This is a genomic window from Arthrobacter alpinus, assembly GCF_001294625.1.
Classification (GTDB): domain Bacteria; phylum Actinomycetota; class Actinomycetes; order Actinomycetales; family Micrococcaceae; genus Specibacter; species Specibacter alpinus_A.
The window spans coordinates 1,027,918-1,047,929 of record NZ_CP012677.1 but is presented as its reverse complement, the minus strand read 5'-3'; the positions used below and the strand labels follow the sequence as shown (position 1 = coordinate 1,047,929).

19 protein-coding genes and 1 tRNA gene are annotated in these 20,012 nt (G+C 62.9%); 6 read left to right on the top strand and 14 right to left on the bottom strand.

What is annotated here, in order from left to right:
* Positions 1–41: 41 nt before the first annotated feature.
* From AOC05_RS19280 to AOC05_RS04540, 3 genes are all read right to left on the bottom strand, one after another.
* Positions 42–1,874: a glycerophosphoryl diester phosphodiesterase membrane domain-containing protein gene (locus AOC05_RS19280; protein WP_157374902.1), complete on the bottom strand. Its 1,833-nt coding sequence runs from the start codon at positions 1,872–1,874 to the stop codon at positions 42–44.
* 62 nt (positions 1,875–1,936) lie between these two features.
* On the bottom strand, positions 1,937–2,803 hold the full coding sequence (locus AOC05_RS04545; RefSeq protein WP_154605250.1) for an oxygenase MpaB family protein: 867 nt from the start codon (positions 2,801–2,803) through the stop codon (positions 1,937–1,939).
* Positions 2,804–3,249: 446 nt separating this feature from the next.
* Positions 3,250–4,071, bottom strand: coding sequence for an SMP-30/gluconolactonase/LRE family protein (locus AOC05_RS04540; RefSeq protein ID WP_062006028.1), 822 nt, complete (start codon positions 4,069–4,071; stop codon positions 3,250–3,252).
* Between the two features lie 219 nt (positions 4,072–4,290).
* On the opposite strand from AOC05_RS04540, the gene AOC05_RS04535 reads away from it, so the two are divergent.
* The 3 genes from AOC05_RS04535 to AOC05_RS20525 all read left to right on the top strand — a co-directional run bounded on the left by AOC05_RS04535 (position 4,291) and on the right by AOC05_RS20525 (position 6,945).
* A complete protein-coding gene (locus AOC05_RS04535) occupies positions 4,291–6,087 on the top strand; it encodes an acyl-CoA dehydrogenase (protein WP_062006026.1) in 1,797 nt (598 codons plus the stop codon).
* Positions 6,088–6,251: 164 nt separating this feature from the next.
* Positions 6,252–6,800 carry a lysoplasmalogenase family protein gene (locus AOC05_RS20530; protein WP_335337609.1) on the top strand — a complete coding sequence of 183 codons (549 nt, stop codon included), beginning with the start codon at positions 6,252–6,254 and terminating at the stop codon, positions 6,798–6,800.
* On the top strand, positions 6,790–6,945 hold the full coding sequence (locus tag AOC05_RS20525; RefSeq protein WP_335337608.1) for a hypothetical protein: 156 nt from the start codon (positions 6,790–6,792) through the stop codon (positions 6,943–6,945). The genes AOC05_RS20530 and AOC05_RS20525 overlap by 11 nt, the downstream gene beginning before the upstream one ends.
* Before the next feature lie 124 nt (positions 6,946–7,069).
* On the opposite strand, the gene AOC05_RS19275 is transcribed toward AOC05_RS20525, so the two are convergent.
* Both AOC05_RS19275 and AOC05_RS04525 read right to left on the bottom strand, forming a co-directional pair.
* Entirely contained in the window at positions 7,070–7,210 is a 141-nt protein-coding gene (locus AOC05_RS19275) for a hypothetical protein (RefSeq protein WP_157374901.1), read from the bottom strand.
* A gap of 16 nt (positions 7,211–7,226) precedes the next feature.
* Positions 7,227–7,784, bottom strand: a complete 558-nt coding sequence (locus AOC05_RS04525) for a DUF488 family protein (protein ID WP_062006023.1) — start codon at positions 7,782–7,784, stop codon at positions 7,227–7,229.
* Positions 7,785–8,366: 582 nt separating this feature from the next.
* Here AOC05_RS04525 and AOC05_RS04520 point away from each other — a divergent pair.
* Positions 8,367–8,828 (top strand): hypothetical protein, encoded by a 462-nt coding sequence (locus AOC05_RS04520; RefSeq protein WP_062006021.1) that lies wholly within the window; start codon positions 8,367–8,369, stop codon positions 8,826–8,828.
* A gap of 318 nt (positions 8,829–9,146) precedes the next feature.
* Here the strand turns inward: AOC05_RS04520 and AOC05_RS04515 are convergent.
* From AOC05_RS04515 to AOC05_RS04475, 9 genes are all read right to left on the bottom strand, one after another.
* Positions 9,147–9,220 (bottom strand) — tRNA-Pro (locus AOC05_RS04515).
* A 116-nt stretch (positions 9,221–9,336) separates the two neighbouring features.
* Positions 9,337–10,893 carry a ribosome biogenesis GTPase Der gene (gene der, locus AOC05_RS04510; protein ID WP_062006019.1) on the bottom strand — a complete coding sequence of 519 codons (1,557 nt, stop codon included), beginning with the start codon at positions 10,891–10,893 and terminating at the stop codon, positions 9,337–9,339.
* A gap of 2 nt (positions 10,894–10,895) precedes the next feature.
* The gene (locus AOC05_RS04505; RefSeq protein ID WP_082357765.1) at positions 10,896–11,624 is read right to left on the bottom strand and encodes a lysophospholipid acyltransferase family protein; all 729 of its coding nucleotides are present in this window, start codon (positions 11,622–11,624) and stop codon (positions 10,896–10,898) included.
* Positions 11,621–12,370, bottom strand: a complete 750-nt coding sequence (gene cmk, locus AOC05_RS04500; protein ID WP_062009367.1) for a (d)CMP kinase — start codon at positions 12,368–12,370, stop codon at positions 11,621–11,623. The genes AOC05_RS04505 and cmk overlap by 4 nt, the downstream gene beginning before the upstream one ends.
* Positions 12,371–12,390: 20 nt before the next feature.
* Entirely contained in the window at positions 12,391–13,494 is a 1,104-nt protein-coding gene (locus AOC05_RS04495; RefSeq protein WP_062006017.1) for a prephenate dehydrogenase, read from the bottom strand.
* Between the two features lie 7 nt (positions 13,495–13,501).
* The gene (locus AOC05_RS04490; RefSeq protein WP_062006015.1) at positions 13,502–14,785 is read right to left on the bottom strand and encodes a pseudouridine synthase; all 1,284 of its coding nucleotides are present in this window, start codon (positions 14,783–14,785) and stop codon (positions 13,502–13,504) included.
* A gap of 90 nt (positions 14,786–14,875) precedes the next feature.
* Complete coding sequence (gene scpB / locus AOC05_RS04485) at positions 14,876–15,535, bottom strand: SMC-Scp complex subunit ScpB (protein WP_082357764.1); 660 nt, start codon at positions 15,533–15,535, stop codon at positions 14,876–14,878.
* Positions 15,532–16,509 (bottom strand): segregation and condensation protein A, encoded by a 978-nt coding sequence (locus AOC05_RS04480; protein ID WP_420480375.1) that lies wholly within the window; start codon positions 16,507–16,509, stop codon positions 15,532–15,534. The genes scpB and AOC05_RS04480 overlap by 4 nt, the downstream gene beginning before the upstream one ends.
* Positions 16,493–17,374, bottom strand: a complete 882-nt coding sequence (locus AOC05_RS04475) for a ParA family protein (RefSeq protein WP_062006013.1) — start codon at positions 17,372–17,374, stop codon at positions 16,493–16,495. Before AOC05_RS04475 ends, AOC05_RS04480 begins: the two co-directional genes overlap by 17 nt.
* A 158-nt stretch (positions 17,375–17,532) precedes the next feature.
* Here AOC05_RS04475 and AOC05_RS04470 point away from each other — a divergent pair, with 158 nt between their 5' ends.
* Positions 17,533–18,270, top strand: a complete 738-nt coding sequence (locus AOC05_RS04470) for an ABC transporter ATP-binding protein (protein WP_231687178.1) — start codon at positions 17,533–17,535, stop codon at positions 18,268–18,270.
* 12 nt (positions 18,271–18,282) lie between these two features.
* Positions 18,283–19,956, top strand: coding sequence for a DUF6297 family protein (locus tag AOC05_RS04465; RefSeq protein ID WP_157374900.1), 1,674 nt, complete (start codon positions 18,283–18,285; stop codon positions 19,954–19,956).
* Positions 19,957–20,012: the final 56 nt, after the last annotated feature.

Here is a 20,012-nt window from a genome sequence, read left to right as displayed (position 1 = left end):
GATTTGACACACTCGGGAGGGCATTGACTGCGCGGACGCGGCTAAAACACCGTAACGAAACGCTTGATGGCGTCGCGCAAGTTGCCGGAGAGACCCCTTTCCGCGCCGATGCCTTCCCTATGTGTCAGCGCCGTATCCGGATGGTCGGTCACAAGGGCGTTGACCTCATCGCGGAGCATCTGCCGCTGACCGACCTCAGAGTTGACTGTCCATACGTAGAGCTCCTTGCCCTTGGACCATGCGTCATCGCGCAAGTCCGTGGAGTAGGACCACTCCTCCACGACAATGAAGTCCGCCGTGGTTTCCGGAACAGCCACGCCGGCCAACGCCATGATGTACCCGGCATAGGCGCTAGGGCGCAACCGCTTGAGTTCTTCAACACTAGGTAGGCTCAAGGAGTGAAAGATGTTGTTGCTGAACGCATCCAGGGACTCCATCTCTGCTACCAGACGCGGCACCAGGTTGGGCGCTTCCTGGCCGTGCAGCTTGATCTCCACCAGAAGTGGCATCTGAAGTTCCTTGGCGCGGCTCAAATAGTCCTGCAGGGAAGGCACGAGTTCCCCGTGACCAAGCCCATCCCTGACCTCAATGGCGGTGATTTCCGCCAGTGTCAGGTCCGCGACGTTGAGATTGCTCCCGGACAGGCGCTGCAGATTTGCGTCGTGCATCACAACGAACTGTGCATCCTTGGTCTCCATAACATCCATCTCCACCAAATCGGCACCCGCGCCGGCCGCAGCCTCGAGGGCACCGATCGTGTTCTCAACCCCCCCGTCAACAAACCCCCTGTGTGCCACCACCAAGGTAGACGGCGTCACCTGCAGCTTTTCCATCACGGGCACGTTGACTATCGCCAGTGCCGCTATGGCAAAGGCGATCAAGGCCGTCACGGCCATGGTGCCCCGGCGATTCGTCGGGGCACCATGGCTGCGGCCCCGCTTGGCGGGCGTAGCCTGCGCTCCCGCACCTCGGGCCAGATCGATGACGGCGGTCAGCCCGGGGGCCAGGACCAGCACCCGGTGGAAGAATTCCAGAAGGGCAGCGCACATGGCTGCCACGGCGAACCCGACCGTGAGTAATCCCACAACCTCCGCCATGCCAAGGCCCACGGCCGCCACCACCGGGGACAGGCCCGGAGCCATGGCATCACTGGCCAGGGTAGGCAGTGTGCTGGCAACGATCAGCACAAAACCGGTGATGTTGGCGGCAGCAAACACGCTGGCCAGGGCGGCCACGAGCGGGAAAAACGCCCGCCTCGTCAGCCGCCAGCTCACCCGGTAGGCCTGGAATCCGGAGGTTTCCGTGAGGGCGAAAATGGGCAGGACCAGGGCGAGCCGGACGTTGAGGATGAACAAGAGGAGCAAAAGGACAAGCAAGCCAAGGAGACCCGGCATAGTCTTGACAAGTTCACCCGAGATGAAATTGGGGATGGAAATAGTGCGGGTCAGGGCTGACAAGAAACCGAACTGCGACAACGGCAAGATCACGAACAAGTACAGCAACAGCGCAAGGGAGCCTGGCCGGAACAGTTTAGGCAAGAGCCGGGCCGCATCTGCACTCAGTTCCCGAAGCGTGAATGTCCCCATGGAACGCAGCCTGGCCGTGGCCAGCAACAGTAACGCCAATTGCAGCGACATCACCATCATCGCCACCACTATCAACGCCATAAACATGGCCAGGGACGCCGGCACCGTGAGTATGGCGCCCACGGTATTCATGTCCACGCCGTGCAGACCGGCCGAGGAAAGGACGCCGCGGAACATCCACCCAATAACGGGCAAGGCCACAAAGGTGGCTACGGTTTGAAACCCCAGAAACAGCGCGAACATGCGCCAGCCACTGTGTCCGATCTGCCACTTTGCACTGTTCAGCATGGCCGGAACGAGAACTTTTGGGGCCAGTTCAGCCGGCCTCGGCTCAGCTAGTCGTTTTCGCCTCACGCCGTTGCTGCCCCTGTCCTGACCTTGCGATAGGGATGGGTGTCAACCTTGGTGGTGAGTTCGGTGATGACAGCGTCATAGGAGGCATTCCTCCTGCCCGCGGCCATCAGCGCTCTGGTGACCTTCGCGGCCCCGCGAAGGTTCATGGGGCGTCCGGCAACCCCGTAAAGCAACTGCGACCATTCGGGCAATAACGCGATGATGCCATCTTGGATGATGATGCCCGTCAACACTTTCACAGGATTGCCCCAAAGTGCCGGCTGGCGCAGGCCGCGGGAGATTTCAGCGGCTGGAAGAGTCAACGCCATCCAGCCCTGTTCTGCGAAAATATACTTGTCCAACTCTGCGCGGGTAGCGGGGATTCGGGCCGGGTTGACTCCGGCCAGCTCGGCAGCTTTGTGCTGTTCCCTGACCAGCTGATCTTGTTCGGCCATGCTCAGCGCAGGGCCGTAGAGGTCCGCTGCACGCAGAACGCCCCAAACAATGGTGTTGTGCGTCCACTCAAGCCACTGCGGCGTGTCGGCCCGCATGACTTCAGCCGTGACAGGGTCGGTCCAGGTGCTCGCAGCATGCATCCGGCGCACAGAGGCCCCCGCCGCATCGGCGTGGGCCTTGTCGCCAAAGACGGTGGTGTCAATATAGCGCCCGGTACGTTCGGCCCGGCCGGGGCCGTCGCCGGCGAAGTCGCTGACCTTGTCAAAAAGCTGCATCATGTCCGAGTTCAGCGCCTGCAGCAAGATGGCTGCCACACCGCCCAGTTTGGCGGACGGATCGGAGAACACCCGCCAGCTGACGCTCTCTGGGCCAAAATACCCGTCGTCTTGGCGTTCATTGCGGACCTGGGGCGCAGCTGTGGCAGGCATGAGGACTTTTCTTGTTGACGGGATCGGGGCGGGTACTTTCAACCCACCTGGGGAAACGCAGCCGTGAAACTCGGGGCACCGGAACGAGGCAGAGCATTCGTTGCGGACACTGAAGTTCGTCCGTGCGGGCGGTCGCCAGGATTCGGTGACCCAAAATGATCATACCGATTTTCCCTATGCTGTCTGGAAAAGTATTCGCAATCCGCGAAAACGCTGTCACACTACTCGTCTTTGAGTCTTGCGCCGTCCTGCGGCCGGCCAGAGAAAGGCACGCCTTAAATTAAGTCGACCCGCATAGCATCGGCGAGATACTATACGGGCCTAGCCGCCGCTAACCTTGAGAAAGGCGCCTTAGCTAAGAAGAACACTACAGCTCGATGGCCCAGTTGCAGGCATCGGCAGCTGTTGTGAGTGCAAGCTCACAACATGGGCGCCGGTGTGGCGGCTCAGGGTTTCCCCTTCAAATTAACTGCCACAACTGTGCCTCGGGGCGCTCCGGCCGGATCCATGACGGCTGGCCAGTCGGCACACATGACGAACAGGGTGTCCATGTCGTCCCCTCCCACTGCGCAAGAGAAACAGCTTTGTTCCAGCTGGACTGTGCGCAACACCTTGCCACCGGCAGCCACCAGGACACAGTGCTTGTTGGCCACATCGGCATACCAGATCCCACCATCCCCAGCACAGATTCCATCAGGGGCACTGCCTGGGACGGCCGCCCATTGGCGCCGGTTCCCCAGTGAACCATCCACCCCAATATCGAACGCGGTCAGGCAACCGGCATGGGATTCAGCCACCACCAAGGTGCCGCCGTCGTCCATGATCACCATCCCATTGGGGAAGGCAAGTTCACGCGCCACCACGCGTGTGTCACCGTCGGGCGTCAGCAAGGCAATCATGCCTGCGACTTCCGACGGGCCCGGGAACGTGAAGCCGATGCAGTTGACATACGCGTTGGGCCCGTGGGTGAGCACCTCATTCCACGGTGCGGTGGACCACCGACTGAGATCGGCGGCGGGCTCCAGGGTGCCGGCCGGCGTGAAGCTGAGCATCTTGCACTCCGATCCAGACACAATGAGCAGGTGGCCGTCGGGGAGCCAGTCAAAAGTGATGGGGAACGTGGGCACGCCGATGCTTTGATGGGCTGTGCCATCCGGATCGATGGCATGAATGTGCCCTTGGAGCCAGTCCGCGAACCAAAATCGGCCACCGTGCCAGCGTGCCGATTCCCCCATGCCAATACCGCTGGCAATGACCTTCGATTCCACGCCGCCTCCTGAGCAAACCACTTTTCCAGCATTCTAGTTCCGCGGCACCGGGGTGGGAATGGCTTCAGGGAACCAGCTCGTTTCCCTTCCCCGTGAGGGCCCCGGGAGTACACTCCCGGGCACAGGCGGGGAAGTCGCAGACGGCGTGAGTCACGCCACATTACTGACAAGTAACAAATTTCCACCAAAAACCCGTTGCACCAAGGTACGCTGACTGGCATGAGCCAATACCAGCCCCCCATTGCCGATTTTGCGTTCGCCCTCGAGCATGTCGTGGGGTATCCGGACCTAGCGAAAATGCCCGGCTTTGAACATGCAGACCTCGACACCGTCATCGAGCTCCTTGAACAATGCGGGGATTTCGTGGCGAAAGTCGTGGCGCCAACAAACCGGGCCGGCGACGTGGAGGGATCGCGCCTGCTTCCCGACGGCACCGTGGCAACCCCTGCGGGGTTCAAGGAGGCTTACCGCCAGTACGTCGACGCCGGCTGGGGCTCCGTACCGTTGCCGGAGGAATTTGGTGGGGGCGGCTTCCCGCGCACCGTGGGTCTGGTCATCCAGGAACTGATGACGAGCGCCAACATGGCGTTTTCGCTCGGGCCGCTACTGACACAGGGCGCCATCGAGGCGCTGTTGCACTACGGCGACGCCGAGCTCAAACAGCGCTATTTGCCAAAGATGGTCACGGGCGAGTGGAGCGGCACCATGAACCTCACCGAGCCGCAGGCCGGATCCGATGTGGGGGCGCTGACCACACGCGCCGTCCCAAAAGAGGACGGCAGCTTTGCCATCACCGGGCAGAAGATCTTCATCACCTACGGCGACCATGACATGGCCGAACAGATCGTGCACCTTGTTCTTGCCCGCACCCCGGGCGCCCCCGAGGGCACTCGCGGCATCTCCTGCTTCATCGTGCCCAAGTTCCTTATCAACGACGACGGGTCCCTGGGCAAGCGCAACGCGGTGGCGACGGTCTCCCTTGAGCACAAGATGGGCATCCATGGCTCCCCCACCTGTGTCCTCTCCTACGAGGGCGCCACCGGCTACCTCATCGGTGAAGAGAACAAGGGAATGCGCATCATGTTCGTGATGATGAACAGCGCCCGGCTCGGGGTTGGCGTGCAGGGCCTCGCCGTCGCCGAACGCGCCTACCAACAATCGCTTGCCTACTCGCAGGAGCGGCGCCAGGGCCTGGCAATCGGAGCGCCGGGCCCGGACTCCGCCATCATTGAGTTCCCCGATGTGCGCAGGATGCTGATGACGCAAAAGGCCTACCTTTCAGCGATGCGGTACCTCATGTTGCTCGACGCCACCTATGTGGACCGGAGCACCAACGATCCGGACCCGGCAGCGCGGGCCCGGGCGGAGGAGATCGTCGGGATCCTCACGCCCATCTGCAAGTCGTTTGGCACGGACCTTGGCAACGAACTCACCTCGCTCGCACTGCAGATCCAAGGCGGCATGGGCTTCATCGAGGAGACAGGTGCCGCGCAGCATGTGCGCGACGTACGGATCGCGGCCATCTATGAGGGCACCAACGGCATCCAGGCCGCGGACCTGGTGGGCCGAAAGCTCGGTGTGCGCGGTGGCGCCTCCATCTTGGAACTTCTGGCAACGATGCGCGAGGTTGAGGCGGACCTGGCAGGTGCAGGCGTAGAGTTCGACTCAATCCGCCAGGAACTCAGCCAGCAGTTCTCTGTCCTTGAAGAGGCCACCTTGTGGATGTTGCGGACAGGCGCCGGGGACCCGAACGCAGTGCTCTCCGGCTCGACACCATTCCTGCGGATGTGGGGGCTGTGCACCGGGGCGTGGATGCTGGCTCGCGCAGCGGTTGCGGCCCAAGCAACGGGCGACGCCGAGCTGGCCAAGACGCAGCTGGTGCTGGCCCGCTTCTACACCCAGCAGCTCCTTCCCCAATCTGCCAGCCTTCTCGGCGCGGCAACCGCTGGATCGGCCGATTTGTTCGCCTTGGATGGAGACCAGCTGGCTGGCTCAGGACGAAAGGTCAGGACCTAGCACGGGCCCTGTGTCTGCGGCCCCGAACCGGCAGGCTAGGACCGGCCGGTTCGGGTTCACGGCTGGCCAGAGTTAGCGTCGAAAGCGCCGCCGACGCCTCGGTGTGCACGGACGAAGTTCTTGGCGGCATCCCACCGTCGACCGCGCACCGCCCAAGGAGACGCATGTCCGCTAAAGTGGTCCTGTCCAGACCGACATCCCGACCCTTGTGGTGGGGTTTTGTCCCCTACGTCCTTGTTTCCGTCGTCCATGTTGGAACGCGCTTCGCTTACAACGACGCAGTGGCCGGCCCCACAAAACTGCTGCTCATGCCGGCCCTGATCGTGGCCGCTGGCTGGGGCCTGTGGCGGTTTGGCAACCGGGTGGTCTTTGGGCTCCTGGTGGCCGGGTTGTTCTTCTCATGGCTGGGCGATGGTGCTGGCGCTTTCTTCCCCTTCGCCCCCACCTTGCCACTGATGCTGTTTTGCTTCGGGATCGCGCACCTTTGCTACATGCGCTTGTTCTGGCGCTATCTCGCGATCAATTCAGTACCGTGGTGGGCTCTTGTCTTTGGTCTCTGGTGGATCGTGCTGCTGGTGATCATGTGGCCACGTACAGGGGCTTTGGCCGTCGCCGTGGCAGCCTACGGTATTGTCTTGGGGGGGGACCGCTGCGCTTGCAACGCGCTGCCATCCGGTAGTCCTATGGGGAGGGGTGTTCTTTTTGGCCTCTGACACTATCCTGGCGTTTACTTTGTTCGCCGCCGATCTGGCGCCCGGCTGGTTCAGTGGAACGGTCATGCTGACCTATACGGTGGGCCAGGGTCTCATTGTTGCCGGGGCGCTCATCACGGTGCGTACCAGGAGGCGCGGCCAGTGAGCGGCACGGGCCCCGGACCGCCGCTCACGTGCGCAAAAAGGCACGCCATATTCGCGTCCCCCAATTGACCACCGTCGTTGTGAGTGGCAACGATCATGACCGATCCGTCATCGCTGCCAGTGAACTAACCGGCCAGCGTCTGGGCCTGTGCCGGCTCAGAGTTGGACGCTGACACCCAGTTCCCGGCCGGCGCCTTCGCCCCGCTGCGGACACCGAACACGGCCACAATCGCAAGGAGTACACCGGCGCGGGAATCCTGGCGCACCTCTCGATGTGAAGCCCTAAGGCTGCTGGGCGGCACCGCCGTCGTCCTCGGGCGGATACCATACGTTGGTGTTCTCGGTCCTGGCAAAGCGGGTCAACAGGTGTGCCTTCGACGAGGTCCTGCCGATGATATCCACCACGTGAACGCCCCGCACCAGCAATGCGTCCCCTATCAGGGACCTGTGGCAGCGCCAGGGCAGGGCCTCGGCACACATGATCACCACAGTTTGCTTGTGAGCTAGGACGACCAGCTCGTCCACGGCCACGCTAAATTCCGGCGTTTGCATGTAGTCGGCGTAGTCGCGGAAGCTCTTGTTCCGCCACGCCCCGTTGATGGATTCCTGGGCGACGCGGGTGTACCTGAGGCCGCCGAGCTCCTTCGTCTGCCGGTACTTGATCCCGGCCGCCGGCAGCGTCGCAGCGAGTTCTTCACCCCCGAACTGGGGATTGTGGCGGGACCCTGCCACCGTGCGCACGTCGACCAGAAGATCGACGGCGTTTGCGTGCAGAATCTTGATGAACTCCTCCAGTGGATGCGTGGAGTGGCCAATCGTGTAAATGATGGTCCCGGTCATTGTCCCTCCCAGAATCGAACCGCTGCTCCCACCCTAACCAGGTTTAGCGGCCATAATGTGTGTACAGAATTGCTTTTTTGGCCAGTGTTTATGCGGGTTGTAGGGGTGTGGACATGCTTTGAAAGCATATTGGGTGACAGTTCCCCAGAATAGCCCCGGTGTGGTTTATGTAATCAGAAGCTTGTGAGAACGGCTCGACTAGACAAGGGAAAACCTGGTGGCAGTGTAAATCCTGCGGTGCCTCCAGTACCCAGTCTCGTGTTGATGTCAGCAAGAAAGCAGCGTTCACAGCGTTCCTGTCATGGATCATCGGCAAGACCCGTCAAGACGCCAACGTAGGCTCTGCACGGACCTCCCGGCGTCAGAGTGCATGGTGTTGGAACGTACTCCAACGGGTGGTGTGTGTTGGTGGCTTACACCGGTGATCACGTCGTTGCGTGGCAGTGGTGCGACCGAGAAAAGCACGCCTCTTGGGCTGCCCTGCTGCAGCAACTACCCGCACCATCAATGGGTGGTCGGTGAAGGGCACAAAGGCCTCGAGAGTGCGTTGCGTCAGCACTCGCCAGACACACGCGTGCAGCGGTGTTTGTTTATATCCAGCAGAACATTCGCACGCACCTCACGATGCGTTCGAAACTCGATGCTAGCAAGGAATTACCGGCCCTAGCGAAGGTTTTGACGCCGATCCAAACTCTAGATCAAGCAGCTGTTTGGGCCAGTGAATTCGCCTCCTGGGAAGGGCTGTGGGAGACGTTTCTGAAGCACCGCAGCTACGCGAAGAAGAACGGTGAAAGGCCCTCCCCTATCGGTGCTGGCCAGCTCTGGTGGTTTACACATATGCGCCTACGCCGGGCCAAGGGAACACTGGCCACAGTCTTGAAGAACGAGCACCTGTTTAGTTGTCTCACCCACGTTACCCAGGGGCGGAAATTACCTCGGACTACGAGCCCGCTGGAAGGTGACGTCAATGCCGGCCTGAAGCATCTTCTACGGAACCATCGAGGCCTTAGCGACGATCATGCCAAACGAGCCGAGGACTGGTAACTCTATCAACTCACCGAGTCCCCAAAAGATTCCTGGGAACTAGTGAAGCTTCATCACTGGCAACCCAAGAAGAAGGAACGAAAAGTGGTCGAGGAGCCCATCCGGCCCTGCCCTCTACGGCACAGCCTCCAGCTACGAAGACGGCAACGGAATCCAGCAAGGAAGGGGCGGAAAAAGCCATTGACACCCCCGGGCCATACACACATTTTGGCCGCTAACCCCCTAACCAGGAAAGTCCCCACACCCCACGGGTGGACGCAGGGTCTCGTTAAACAATTGAAGGCAGTGTCCGTATGGACACTGCCTTCAATTGTTCGGTCGGGCTGACAAGATTTGAACTTGCGACCCCTTGACCCCCAGTCAAGTGCGCTACCAAGCTGCGCTACAGCCCGAAAGCTCAGCAGCCGGAAGAGATCTTCCGTGGCTGAACCACCGCAAAAAAGTTTACCTCATATTTTGGGCCAGTCTGACCAATTCCGGTGTGATGGGGGTCTCGTGGTCTTGCACGTTACTTCTTCCGGCTGCGCTTTTCGCGTACGCGCATGCTGACCTCGATGGGCGTACCCTCAAAGCCGAACGTTTCACGCAGGCGGCGCGTGATGAAGCGGCGGTAGCCTGCATCCAGGAACCCGCTGGTGAACAGCACGAACTTCGGCGGGCGGCTGGAGGCCTGCGTGCCGAACAGGATGCGCGGCTGCTTGCCGCCGCGGACGGGGTGGGGGTGCTCGGAGACGAGCTCACCCAGGAACGCGTTCAGGCGGCCCGTGGGGATGCGACGATCCCAGTTCTCAAGGGCCAGGTCCAGGGCAGGAACCAGCTTCTCCTTGTGCCAGCCGGTCTTGGCTGAAATGTTGACCCGAGGAGCCCACTCAACGTGTGCCAGGTCCTGCTCAATTTCACGCTCCAGGTACTTGCGGCGCTCATCGTCCAGCAGGTCCCACTTATTGAAGGCCAGCACCAGCGCACGTCCGGATTCGATGGCCAGCTGCAAGATGCGCACATCTTGTTCGCTCATGACCTCATCCACGGCCAACAGCACCAGGGCCACCTCGGCCTTCTCCAGGGCACCCTGGGTACGCAGGGAGGCGTAGAAGTCGGCCCCCTGTGCCATGTGCTGGCGACGGCGGATTCCCGCGGTATCTACAAAGCGCCACGTCCTCTCGCCCAGCTCAATAAGCTCATCCACCGGGTCGCGGGTGGTGCCGGCAACGTTGTCAACCACCACACGTTCGGAGCCAGCCAGCTTGTTCAGCAGCGAGGACTTGCCCACGTTCGGGCGGCCAATCAAGGCCACACGGCGCGGACCGCCGGTACGCTCAACGCCGGCAACGGCGGAGAACTCGGGCAGCACCTCCATGACGCGGTCCAACATGTCGGCAACACCGCGGCCGTGCACGGCGGACACCGGGTGCGGCTCTCCCAGGCCAAGGCCCCACAGCGCTGCAGCGTCAGCTTCCTGCACCAAGTCATCGACCTTGTTGCCCACCAAAATGACTGGCTTCTTGGACTTGCGCAGCATGCGCACGATCGCCTCGTCGGAGGCGGTGATGCCAACCACGGCGTCAACCACCAGCAGCACGGCGTCGGCCATTTCGACGGCGATCTCAGCCTGCTCGGCCACGCGCTGGTGGAGCCCCTTGGCGTCGCGCTCCCAGCCACCGGTGTCCACCAGGGTGAAGTTGCGGCCATTCCAGTCGGCTGAATACTGTACCCGGTCGCGGGTCACCCCGGGGGTGTCTTCCACCACGGCCTCGCGGCGGCCCAGGATGCGGTTTACCAGCGTGGACTTGCCCACGTTGGGGCGGCCCACGATCGCCAGGACAGGGTCTTGGCGCAGGGCATCCTCGCTGGTGCCGTCGTCGAAGCCGCCGGCGAGAAGCGCTGCATCCTCGTCGTCGAGCTCGTAGCTGGCCAGACCGGCAAGCAGGCCCGCTGCGCGGGTGTCAGCATCCTCGTCGGAGATTTCCGCCAGCCGCTCGGCAATGTGGTCAGTACCCGTGGGTACGTATTCCTGGTGACTGAACTCACCCTCATCGGGGCGCGTGGCAGACTTGGAGTCGCTCATGGTTACTGTCCTTTATGCTTTGATGGTAGGTCGTCATCCGCAGGTAAATCCTGGCCCGTAGCGGCCGTAGCTGCCTCAATATGGCCAGCTAGGCGCAGGCGAATCATTTCGGTTGCCCTGTCCATTGAAACACGGCCGGAAACTCCGGGCTCACGCGCAATTTTCAAGGGCTCCCCAAACACCACGTGCAGATGGCGGCGTGGGCGGGGAATTGTGTCGCGATGTTCGTTGCCACGCCGGGTTCCCAGAATGGCAACGGGTACGACGGCGGCACCGGAGTTCAGTGCCAACCAGGCTACTCCGCCGTTCATGTTGGCGGCGTCCCCGGTTCCCCGGGTGCCTTCGGGCAGGATCCCAACGCAGTCGCCCCGGTCCAGCACGCCTTTGGCATGTTGCAAGGCGGCCCGGTCGCCTGTTCGGTTCACGGGGATCTGCCCTGAGGTGTGGAGCACCCAGCCCAGAAGCCCCGTGAACATGTCATGCCTGACCATCACATGCATGTACCGGCTGGCAGCGCCCACCATCACCGGGCCGTCGAGGTAGCTTAGGTGGTTGGCCGCAAACACGACCGGGCCCTGCGCAGGGATGTTCTCCCGGCCGTGGACACTGGTGCGGTAGATCCCGTGGTCCAGCACCCGCCCCAGCGGGCGGCTCCAGCGTGTTTTCCAGCGTGGAGGCGCGGCCGTGATGACCCGCAGCACCGGCGTAGCTGTTGAATCTTTTTTGCTCATGCCGTGGGGACCTCGTTCACGGCCCGACGCACCACGTTGATGACGGCGTCAACGGTTTGGGCAAAGTCCAGCTCCGAGGAGTCAACCGTGAACACACCGTCGGCTGCCCGTTGGAAGTCCACCACGGTTGAATCCTTGGCGTCACGGGCAAGAACCTGCTCGGCCAGCTGTGCGGCTGTTTGCGTGCCCCCGAGTTGGCGTCCCCTGCGCCGCAGGCGAGCTTCCTCGCTGGCCGTCAGGATCAGGCGGGCCTCAGCGTTGGGAGCCACCACCGTGGTGATGTCCCGCCCCTCCACCACGATGCGTTGGTTGCACTCGGCGATGATGGCCTGCTGGCGGCGCACCAGTTCCTTGCGGGCACCGAGATTCGTGGCGACCGCGCTGACGTTCTGGGAGATTTCCGGCCGGCGGATAGGCTCGGTGACGTTGATGCCGTTAACCTTGACGAAGTCAGCGTCGGGGGTCAGGTTCTGCTCAAAACGCATGGTGCGTGCGGCAGCTTCAACGGCGGCCGCGTTCTTCAAGTCAATCTTGGCGTTCAGGCAATGCCACGTCACCGCCCGGTACATGGCGCCCGTGTCAAGAAACGCCAAGCCAAGCCTGCGTGCAACTTCCTTGCTGACGCTGGACTTGCCCGATCCGGATGGGCCGTCGATGGCGATCACCAGGGTCTTGCCTAAACGGATGCGCTCCGTTGTCCGCACCGGAGCGGTCTTGACCACCGGCTCGGGGAACGAGACAAACATGTCAGTCACTTCGTTGCCACTCACAGAATTACCTTCCAACCACGTTCTGTCAGGTCCTCCACCAAGCCCACGCGCTTGGCGGGGAGCACCGAAAGTTCAACCATGCCCACTTGCAATCCCGCCGAATGGTCCAGGCGCAGATCTTCAACGTTGACGCCAATGGCACCAATCTCGGTCAGCAACTTTGCAATCTGTCCGGGTTTGTCGTCAACCAGGACGGTCAACCAGGTGTACTGCTGTGCCGGCCCGCCATGTTTGCCCGGGATACGGCTCTGCCCTGCGTTGCCCTCGGCCATCAGTTGCGCCAGATCAAGCCGGGCGCCGGGTGCCGTGGGTGCGCTGAGCGTGGTGATGAGCCGGTCCAAATCGGTGCGCACCCCTTGCACAATCTCAAGCAGCCGCGGCGCGTTGGCGCCGAGGATCTGCACCCACAAGGTGGGATCGCTGGCAGCAATGCGTGTTACATCGCGCAGGCCGTTGCCAGCCAGCGATAGCGCATGCGCGGGGGTTTCTGCCAGTCTGCTCGCCACCAGCGAGGACATGACCTGTGGAAGGTGACTGACCAAGGCAACGGCTGAATCGTGTTCCTCCGGGCTGAACCTGAACACCACGGCGTTCATGTCGATGGCCAGCGAGTGCGCCACCTTCACAGCATGCTTGGAACTGGATTCCGAGGCGCACAGCACCCACGGCATCGAGTTGAACAGCTCACCCCGGGCCGCAACCGGGCCGGAGCGTTCGCGCCCGGCCATGGGGTGTGTGCCCACATAGCGTGCAAGGAGTTCGCTGTCGGCCCCTAGAATTGTCTCAAGTTCGGTAGCGATGGCCACCTTCACGCTGGCAATGTCAACCACGACGGCGTCGGGGTACGTTTTCAGGGCGCCAGCAACCACTGCTGCGCTCACGTCAGGCGGCGCGGCGACCACCACAAGCTCGGGGGCAAGGTCCTCGGAGACGTCAAAGGCGCGGCCGGCGCCAATGTCGATGGCCACGGCCTGTGCTGACGGGGACGGGTCGGAGACCACTACGTCAATGCCATGCGCCCGCAAGCCCAGACCGATGCTGGCTCCCAGCAGTCCACTGCCGAGTACCAGCACCGGTCCGAGCAGATGAGTAGGATTCATCCGCTGCCTACATTCCCACTTCTGCCATCAGGTGGCCCACTTCGTGGCGTCCCAGGATGCGGACGCTGCCCTGGCGCTGGTCGCCCAAGGCGATGGGGCCGAACTTCACACGGACAAGGCGCTCTACCGGGTATCCGACGGCGTCGAACATACGGCGCACAATACGGTTTTTGCCGGAGTGCAAAATCACCTCGGCCAGTACGTGGCCCGGTGTGGAGTCCACCAGTCGGAAAGAGTCAACCTTTTGCCAGCCGTCCTCCAACTCCACGCCGTCCTTGAGCTGTGCGCCAATGCCCTGGGCCATCGGGCCGCGGACCTGGACCAGGTACGTCTTGGGCACCCCGTACTTGGGGTGGCTCAAACGGTTGGCAAGCTCGCCGTCGTTGGTCAGCAGCAGCAGACCTTCGGTACTCGTGTCCAGGCGCCCCACGTGGAAGAGGCGCTCACGGGCCTGGCGCTTCTTCAGGAAGTCCGTGATGCACGGACGACCCTCGGGGTCCTCCATGGTGGAGACAACACCCTTGGGCTTGTTGAACACCATGTAGACCATTGATTCGTTGGTTTGAATGGTCATGCCATCCACGGCGATGTCCACAGTTTCCGGATCCACACGCAGGCCCAGCTGGGAGACGGTGACGCCGTCGACCTGGACGCGGCCTTCCAGGATCATGTCCTCGCACAGGCGGCGAGATGCCACCCCTGCCGCGGCCATGACCTTCTGCAGGCGCACGCCGTCGACATTGTGGATGTCCACGTCGTTGGTGGTGGTCTCCGGGCGGCGGTTCTGCTCGGTGGGACGGTTCTTCACCGGGCCCATGTTGCGCCCGTACTGTTCGTTCTTGTACGGCTTGGCGCCGCGCTGCGAGGGCCGCTGGGCTCCTGTGCCGGATCGGGCTGCTGCCCTGGCGCCGAAGGAGCTGGCACCGGTACGGGGGCCGCCGAACTTGCTGCCCGACTTGGGGCCGCCGGTGCGCGGAGCTCCGGAGCCCGGGGCGCGGGAGACTCCAGAACCCTCATAGCCGCCGGAGCGGGGCGTGCCGGAGCCCTCATAGCCGCCGGAGCGGGGCGTGCCGGAGCCCTCATAGCCGCCGGAGCGGGGCGCGCCGGAGCGGGGTGCGCCGGAGCCACCCTTGTACCCACCGGATTTGGGCGCGCCGGAGCGGGGCGCGCCGGAGCGGGGTGCGCCGGAGCCACCCTTGTACCCACCGGATTTGGGTGCGCCGGAGCGCGGGTTGCCTCCTCGCGGCTGATTCTGCCCGGAAGAGCTCCCGGAACGGGGCGACGGTGTCATTGGTTTGTCCTTAATGCTAAATGTTGTGGTGCTAAAAAGTGGGTGTTTCAAGAGTGTTCAGGGGTGCTGCGGGGCTGGCGTTATACGTGGTTACAGGAGTGCATTCTCAATCTCGTGGAGGTTTTCCAGACCAGGCAAGTGCTGTGCGATCTGCGGCAACTCATCCACGCTCCCAATCCCCAACCGTTCCAGAAAGTACGCTGTGGTGCGGTACAAAAATGCCCCTGACACCGGGTCGGTGCCCACTTCCTCAATCAAGCCGCGCTGCGCCAACGTCCTCACCACCGAGTCCACGTTCACGCCACGAATGGCGGAAACCCGGGCTCGCGAAACAGGTTGGCGGTAAGCAATCACCGCCAAGGTCTCCAAGGCTGCCTGCGTGAGCCGGGCCGTCTGGCCGTCCACAACAAACTGTGACACGATCTCGGAATACGCGGGGCGTGAGTAAACACGCCAGCCTCCGGCGAGTTGCCGAAGTTCAAAACCGCGCACCGGTATGGCGTCACCTTCCTTAGTATAGCCGTCGTACTCCCGTGCCAGTTCGTGTAATTGGTCACGTATGGTGGCCGTGGGCAGACCCACCACGGCGGCCAGCCGCTCCTCGGAGACCGGTTCATCGATCACCATGAGCACCGCTTCCAACGCGGCCCGAACGCCGTCGGGCGCCTCCAACCCAGCTCCGGAAGCGAAATTTTCCGCTTGCCCATCGTCACGTGGCTTCGGCGCTGCCGGCTCATATTCTGCGCTCACGGGCTTTCCCCTTCTACTTCCCCAAGCCGGTGCGGGGAATGCTGTTCATCGTCAAAATCACTGTCCGTGAGCAGGTTTCGGCGGACGCCTGCACTCCATCGCACTAACAGTTCCCCCAGTGGGTGGGGTTGCTCAAAGGAGATCACCGCATCACGGAACAATTCCAGCAACGCCAGGAACCTGGCAATGACCACCATGGTGTCCTGGATGTCCGCCGTGAGTGCCTGGAATGAAAACTGCTGTCCCTTCCAGCCACTGGCAGCAGCTGACCCGAGTTCGGGCATGCCGGCAGTCAACATGGCCGTCACGATGGCCGCTTGTTCGCGGACGCTGACGGGTTGTGCGTGCAAATGTGCCAGCCCCACCTCTGTGATGGCGACCTGTTTGGGTTCCATGGCCTTGCCGGCCAGCTCGGCAAACTGCTCCGGAGTATGGCGCCACACCAGTTCCGGCAGCAGGGCTGCAAAGTGCGTTTCCAAACCAACCAGGCGGGGGAAGCGCTTGGCTTCACGTTCCAGCTCGGCCCCCATCAAGGATGCCACTTCCTTGAACGCCTTGTATTGCAAAAGTCTCGCAAACAAGAGATCACGCGCCTCAAGAAGGGCCAGGTCGTCGTCGTTCTCCACTTCCCCGGCAGGAAGCAGGCGGGCAGCTTTCAGGTCAAGAAGTGTTGCCGCCAGGACCAAGAATTCGCTGGCCTCATCCAACACCCATCCCCCGCCAAGCTCCTGCAGGGCCTTCAGGTAGCCGATAAATTCATCGGTGACGGTGGCAATGGCGACGTCGGTGACGTCCATTTCGTGCTTGGAAATCAAGCCCAGAAGCAAGTCGAAGGGGCCCGTGAAATTCTCCAGCCGGACCTCGAATCGGCGAGTACTGGAGGACGGGATGGCAGGCTCCGGGCTTGCCGGGTCTGCTGCGACCGCGATCCCCGCGGCGTGATGTGTGGGCTGCAAGTTAGGGCGAGCCGCCACGGGCGATCAGTTCCTTGGCCAGGCGGCGGTACGATTCCGCGCCCGGATGGTTGCTCGCATAGGAGGTGATGGGTTCGGCGGCCACCGACGCGTCGGCGAACTTGATGGTCCGCTTGATAACAGTCTCGAAGACCTTGTCACCAAAGGCTTCCACCAGGCGTGCCAGGACTTCGCGCCCATGCAGGGTGCGGGCGTCATACATGGTGGCCAGCACGCCGTCGACCTGCAGGCCCGGGTTCAGGCGGTCCTGGACCTTGTCGATGGTCTCCACCAGGAGCGCGACGGCGCGCAGGGCGAAAAATTCACAGATCAGCGGGATGATGACGCCGTGGGCGGCGGTCAGGGCGTTAACCGTGAGCAGGCCTAGGGAGGGCTGGCAGTCGATCAGGACCACGTCGTAGTCGTCTTCGACCTTCCGCAGCGCACTGGCCAGGACTTGTTCGCGAGCCACCTCGTTGACGAGCTGGACTTCCGCTGCGGACAAGTCAATGTTGGCCGGCAGGATGTCAATGTTCTCAACATCGGTGTGGATGATGGCGTCGCGGATGTCCACCTTGCGGTCCATCAGCACGTTGTACACGGTCACGTCCAGCTCGTGGGGGTTGGTACCGAACCCGGCGGACAGGGCGCCCTGCGGGTCAAAGTCCACCAGCAGAACCTTGCGCCCGGCCTCGGCCAATGCGGCACCCAGGTTGATGGTCGACGTCGTTTTTCCCACGCCACCTTTTTGGTTGACCATGGCGATGATGCGTGCGGGGCCATGCGAGGTGAGGACGGGAGGTTCAGGAAATTCCGTCACGGGACGCCCTGTGGGGCCCAGTACATCTTCGCCGGCAAGTGCCGTTGCACCCTGCTCGTTGCTCACCTATCAGTCCACACTTTCGCCGCTTGCATGATTCACCGCTACCACGTACTACGTTACCGGGTGCCGGCGCCATCTTTTGGCCATTTGCCTCTACTGCGTTTTGAGCCTTGACCCTCAAGTGGAGCCTGAACGTTCCCGGGGTCCGCCTATACTTCGAAATGATGAGCAAAGTAACGAGCCCCGCCAACACCACTGTCCCACGGCGCAAAGATGTGGTCCGCGCCGAAAAATTGCAGGCCGGTTACGGCACCACAGCAGTGTGCGGGGTGGTCAGTTTCAGCCTGCACGCCGGGCAGGCACTGGCCCTGGTGGGCCCGAACGGCGCCGGGAAGTCCACAGTGGTGAAAACCGTGGTGGGCCAGCTCGAGGCCGTCTCCGGAACCGCTTTGATCAACGGCGCGGAAGTGGACGACAGGACCCTGGACTTCCGCCGCGAAGTGGCGGTGGTCTTTGACGACGACGCCTTCTTCCCCGCCCTCACCGTGGAGGAACACTTAGCTATTGTCTCCGCGGGGCACGGGGTACAGGACGTTGAGGAAGTGATCGCCTCCGAGCTGGAGTTCTTTGGCCTTGCCGCCTTGGCCACGTCCCGGCCGTACAACCTTTCCTCGGGACAGCGACGGCGGATGCTGCTGGCTTCGGCGTTTGTGCGCCCCCGCTCCCTGCTGGTCCTAGACGAACCGGAGCAGCGGCTGGACACGGCCATGCGGCACCGCCTCGCCACCCGATTGCGGGCCGAGGTAGACGAGGGGCTGGCATTGCTGGTGGTCACCCACGACCCTGATTTCCTGTCCACAGTGGCCACGAAGGCGTTGTTCATCGCCGACACCATCCACGCCATGACTCCAGCCCAGGCGGCCGTGGCAATCTCCTCCGAGAACCCGCACACGGACTAGGCCCCCTTGACCATGGCAAATATGCAAACCAGCGAACGCTTCTCCGCCAAGGAAATCCGCCAGTACACATTCCGGGCCGGGCTCAGCCGCACCCAAGGCGGGCTCATGGAGCTCATTTCCGAGGTCTATACCTCCCTCCTCGGTGCCCTGACGCTGCTGACTATGGCCGGGGCGCTCATCGTTGCACTGCGCCACAGCCTGGGCGTGGGAGACGAATCGGTGCTGCTGGCCTCCGCCGTCGCCCCCGGTTTTCACTCGGTGACACTGCTGCAGGCCAGCGCCACCGTGCTGCTGACGCTGGCCGCGGCCCTGCTGTCGGTGGAAATGAACATGGGTCCGGTGGCCATGACCCTGCCGCAAACTGCTTGGTGGCTGGGACTGCCCGTGCGCCGCCGGGGGTTCATCCAGCCGGGGTTCTTGAAGTCGCTACTTTGGCCGACAGGGGCGGCCATCGCCGTGGCCGTCCCCCTGGCTTTGGGCATGGCTTTCTCCCCTACCCCGGGCAGCATTGCCCTGGCGGCCCTGTGCGGCATCGGCCTGGCATGGCTGCTGTTCGGCCTGGCCGCCTGGTGCCAGATCACCGGATCGGGCAAGTGGCTGAAAAAGGTCACCGGCACCATCACCGTGCTCGCCCCGCTGACCCTGGTGGCCACGGCCCTGTACAACAATGTGGCCGGCGCCGGCGCCATCACCGGCGCCAACACGGCATGGCTGGAATACCTGCCCACCAGCTGGCCCCTGTTGGTGGCCGACGGCGCCATGTGGCCCCTGCTGTTGGTGGCCCTGGCACTGGGGCTGCTGGCCCTGGTGTACCTGAACTTGGAGCGGATCACCACGTCCGCGCTGAAGTCCAGCGCCGCCGCCGGCGCCTACGCGGCCGGTTCACTGCTGTCCATGGACGCCACCGAACTCTCCCGGTCCCTAGGCGCCGCACCCTCCACGGGCTCCAGCAGAATCCGGCTCAAGCTGATCTTCAAAAACGGCACCTTGCTTTCGCGCAGCGTGAAGACGCTGATCAGCACCCACGCCACCATGGCGTTGCGCTCCCCCGCCATGTTGCTGCGGGTGGTGGTGCTGGCAGTCATTCCCGCCTCGCTGGCATCCGTGGAGTTCCTCGGCAATGCCGTGCTGATCGCCGTGGCGGTGTTCTTGTGCGCCTACATTGCGGCGACAACCATGGGCGCAACGGCCCGCTTTTCTGCCGGCAACCCAGCCGTTGACGCCCTGATGCCCCTGCCGGCCAAGACGGTGCGTCTGGTCCACTACGTGGTTCCCGCGACGGTCATGACCGTGTGGGCTCCGGTCTGCTTCGGGCTGCTGCTCGCCCTGGGGGTGGGCTCCCCCGCGCTACTGGTGCTGTCCCTGCTGGCCGGCCCGGGTCTGGGTGCGGCCACCCTGCGGGCAGGCTTCCGTCCGGCCCCCGACTGGAACATGCCCGCGGTCGCATCCCCCACCGGGCCCATACCCACCGGCGCCATCAGGTCCTTTTTGATCGGGCCGGACCTGACGCTGATCGTATTACTGCCGGTGCTTATCTGCCTGATTTCCGGCGGCGTCCCAGCCATCGCGTTCCCGATCCAGCTGTCCCTGACGCTACTGACCTACAAGTGGGGCACTCACGTGCGCAAGCCGAAGTCGGCCAAGAATCCGGGCCTTTTTGGCACGCCCGCGGTTTCCGCCAAATAGCCGGCAATCCATGCGCTAACCCCGCAGCCGATTACGTGCTCTGCCCCACACCGTCT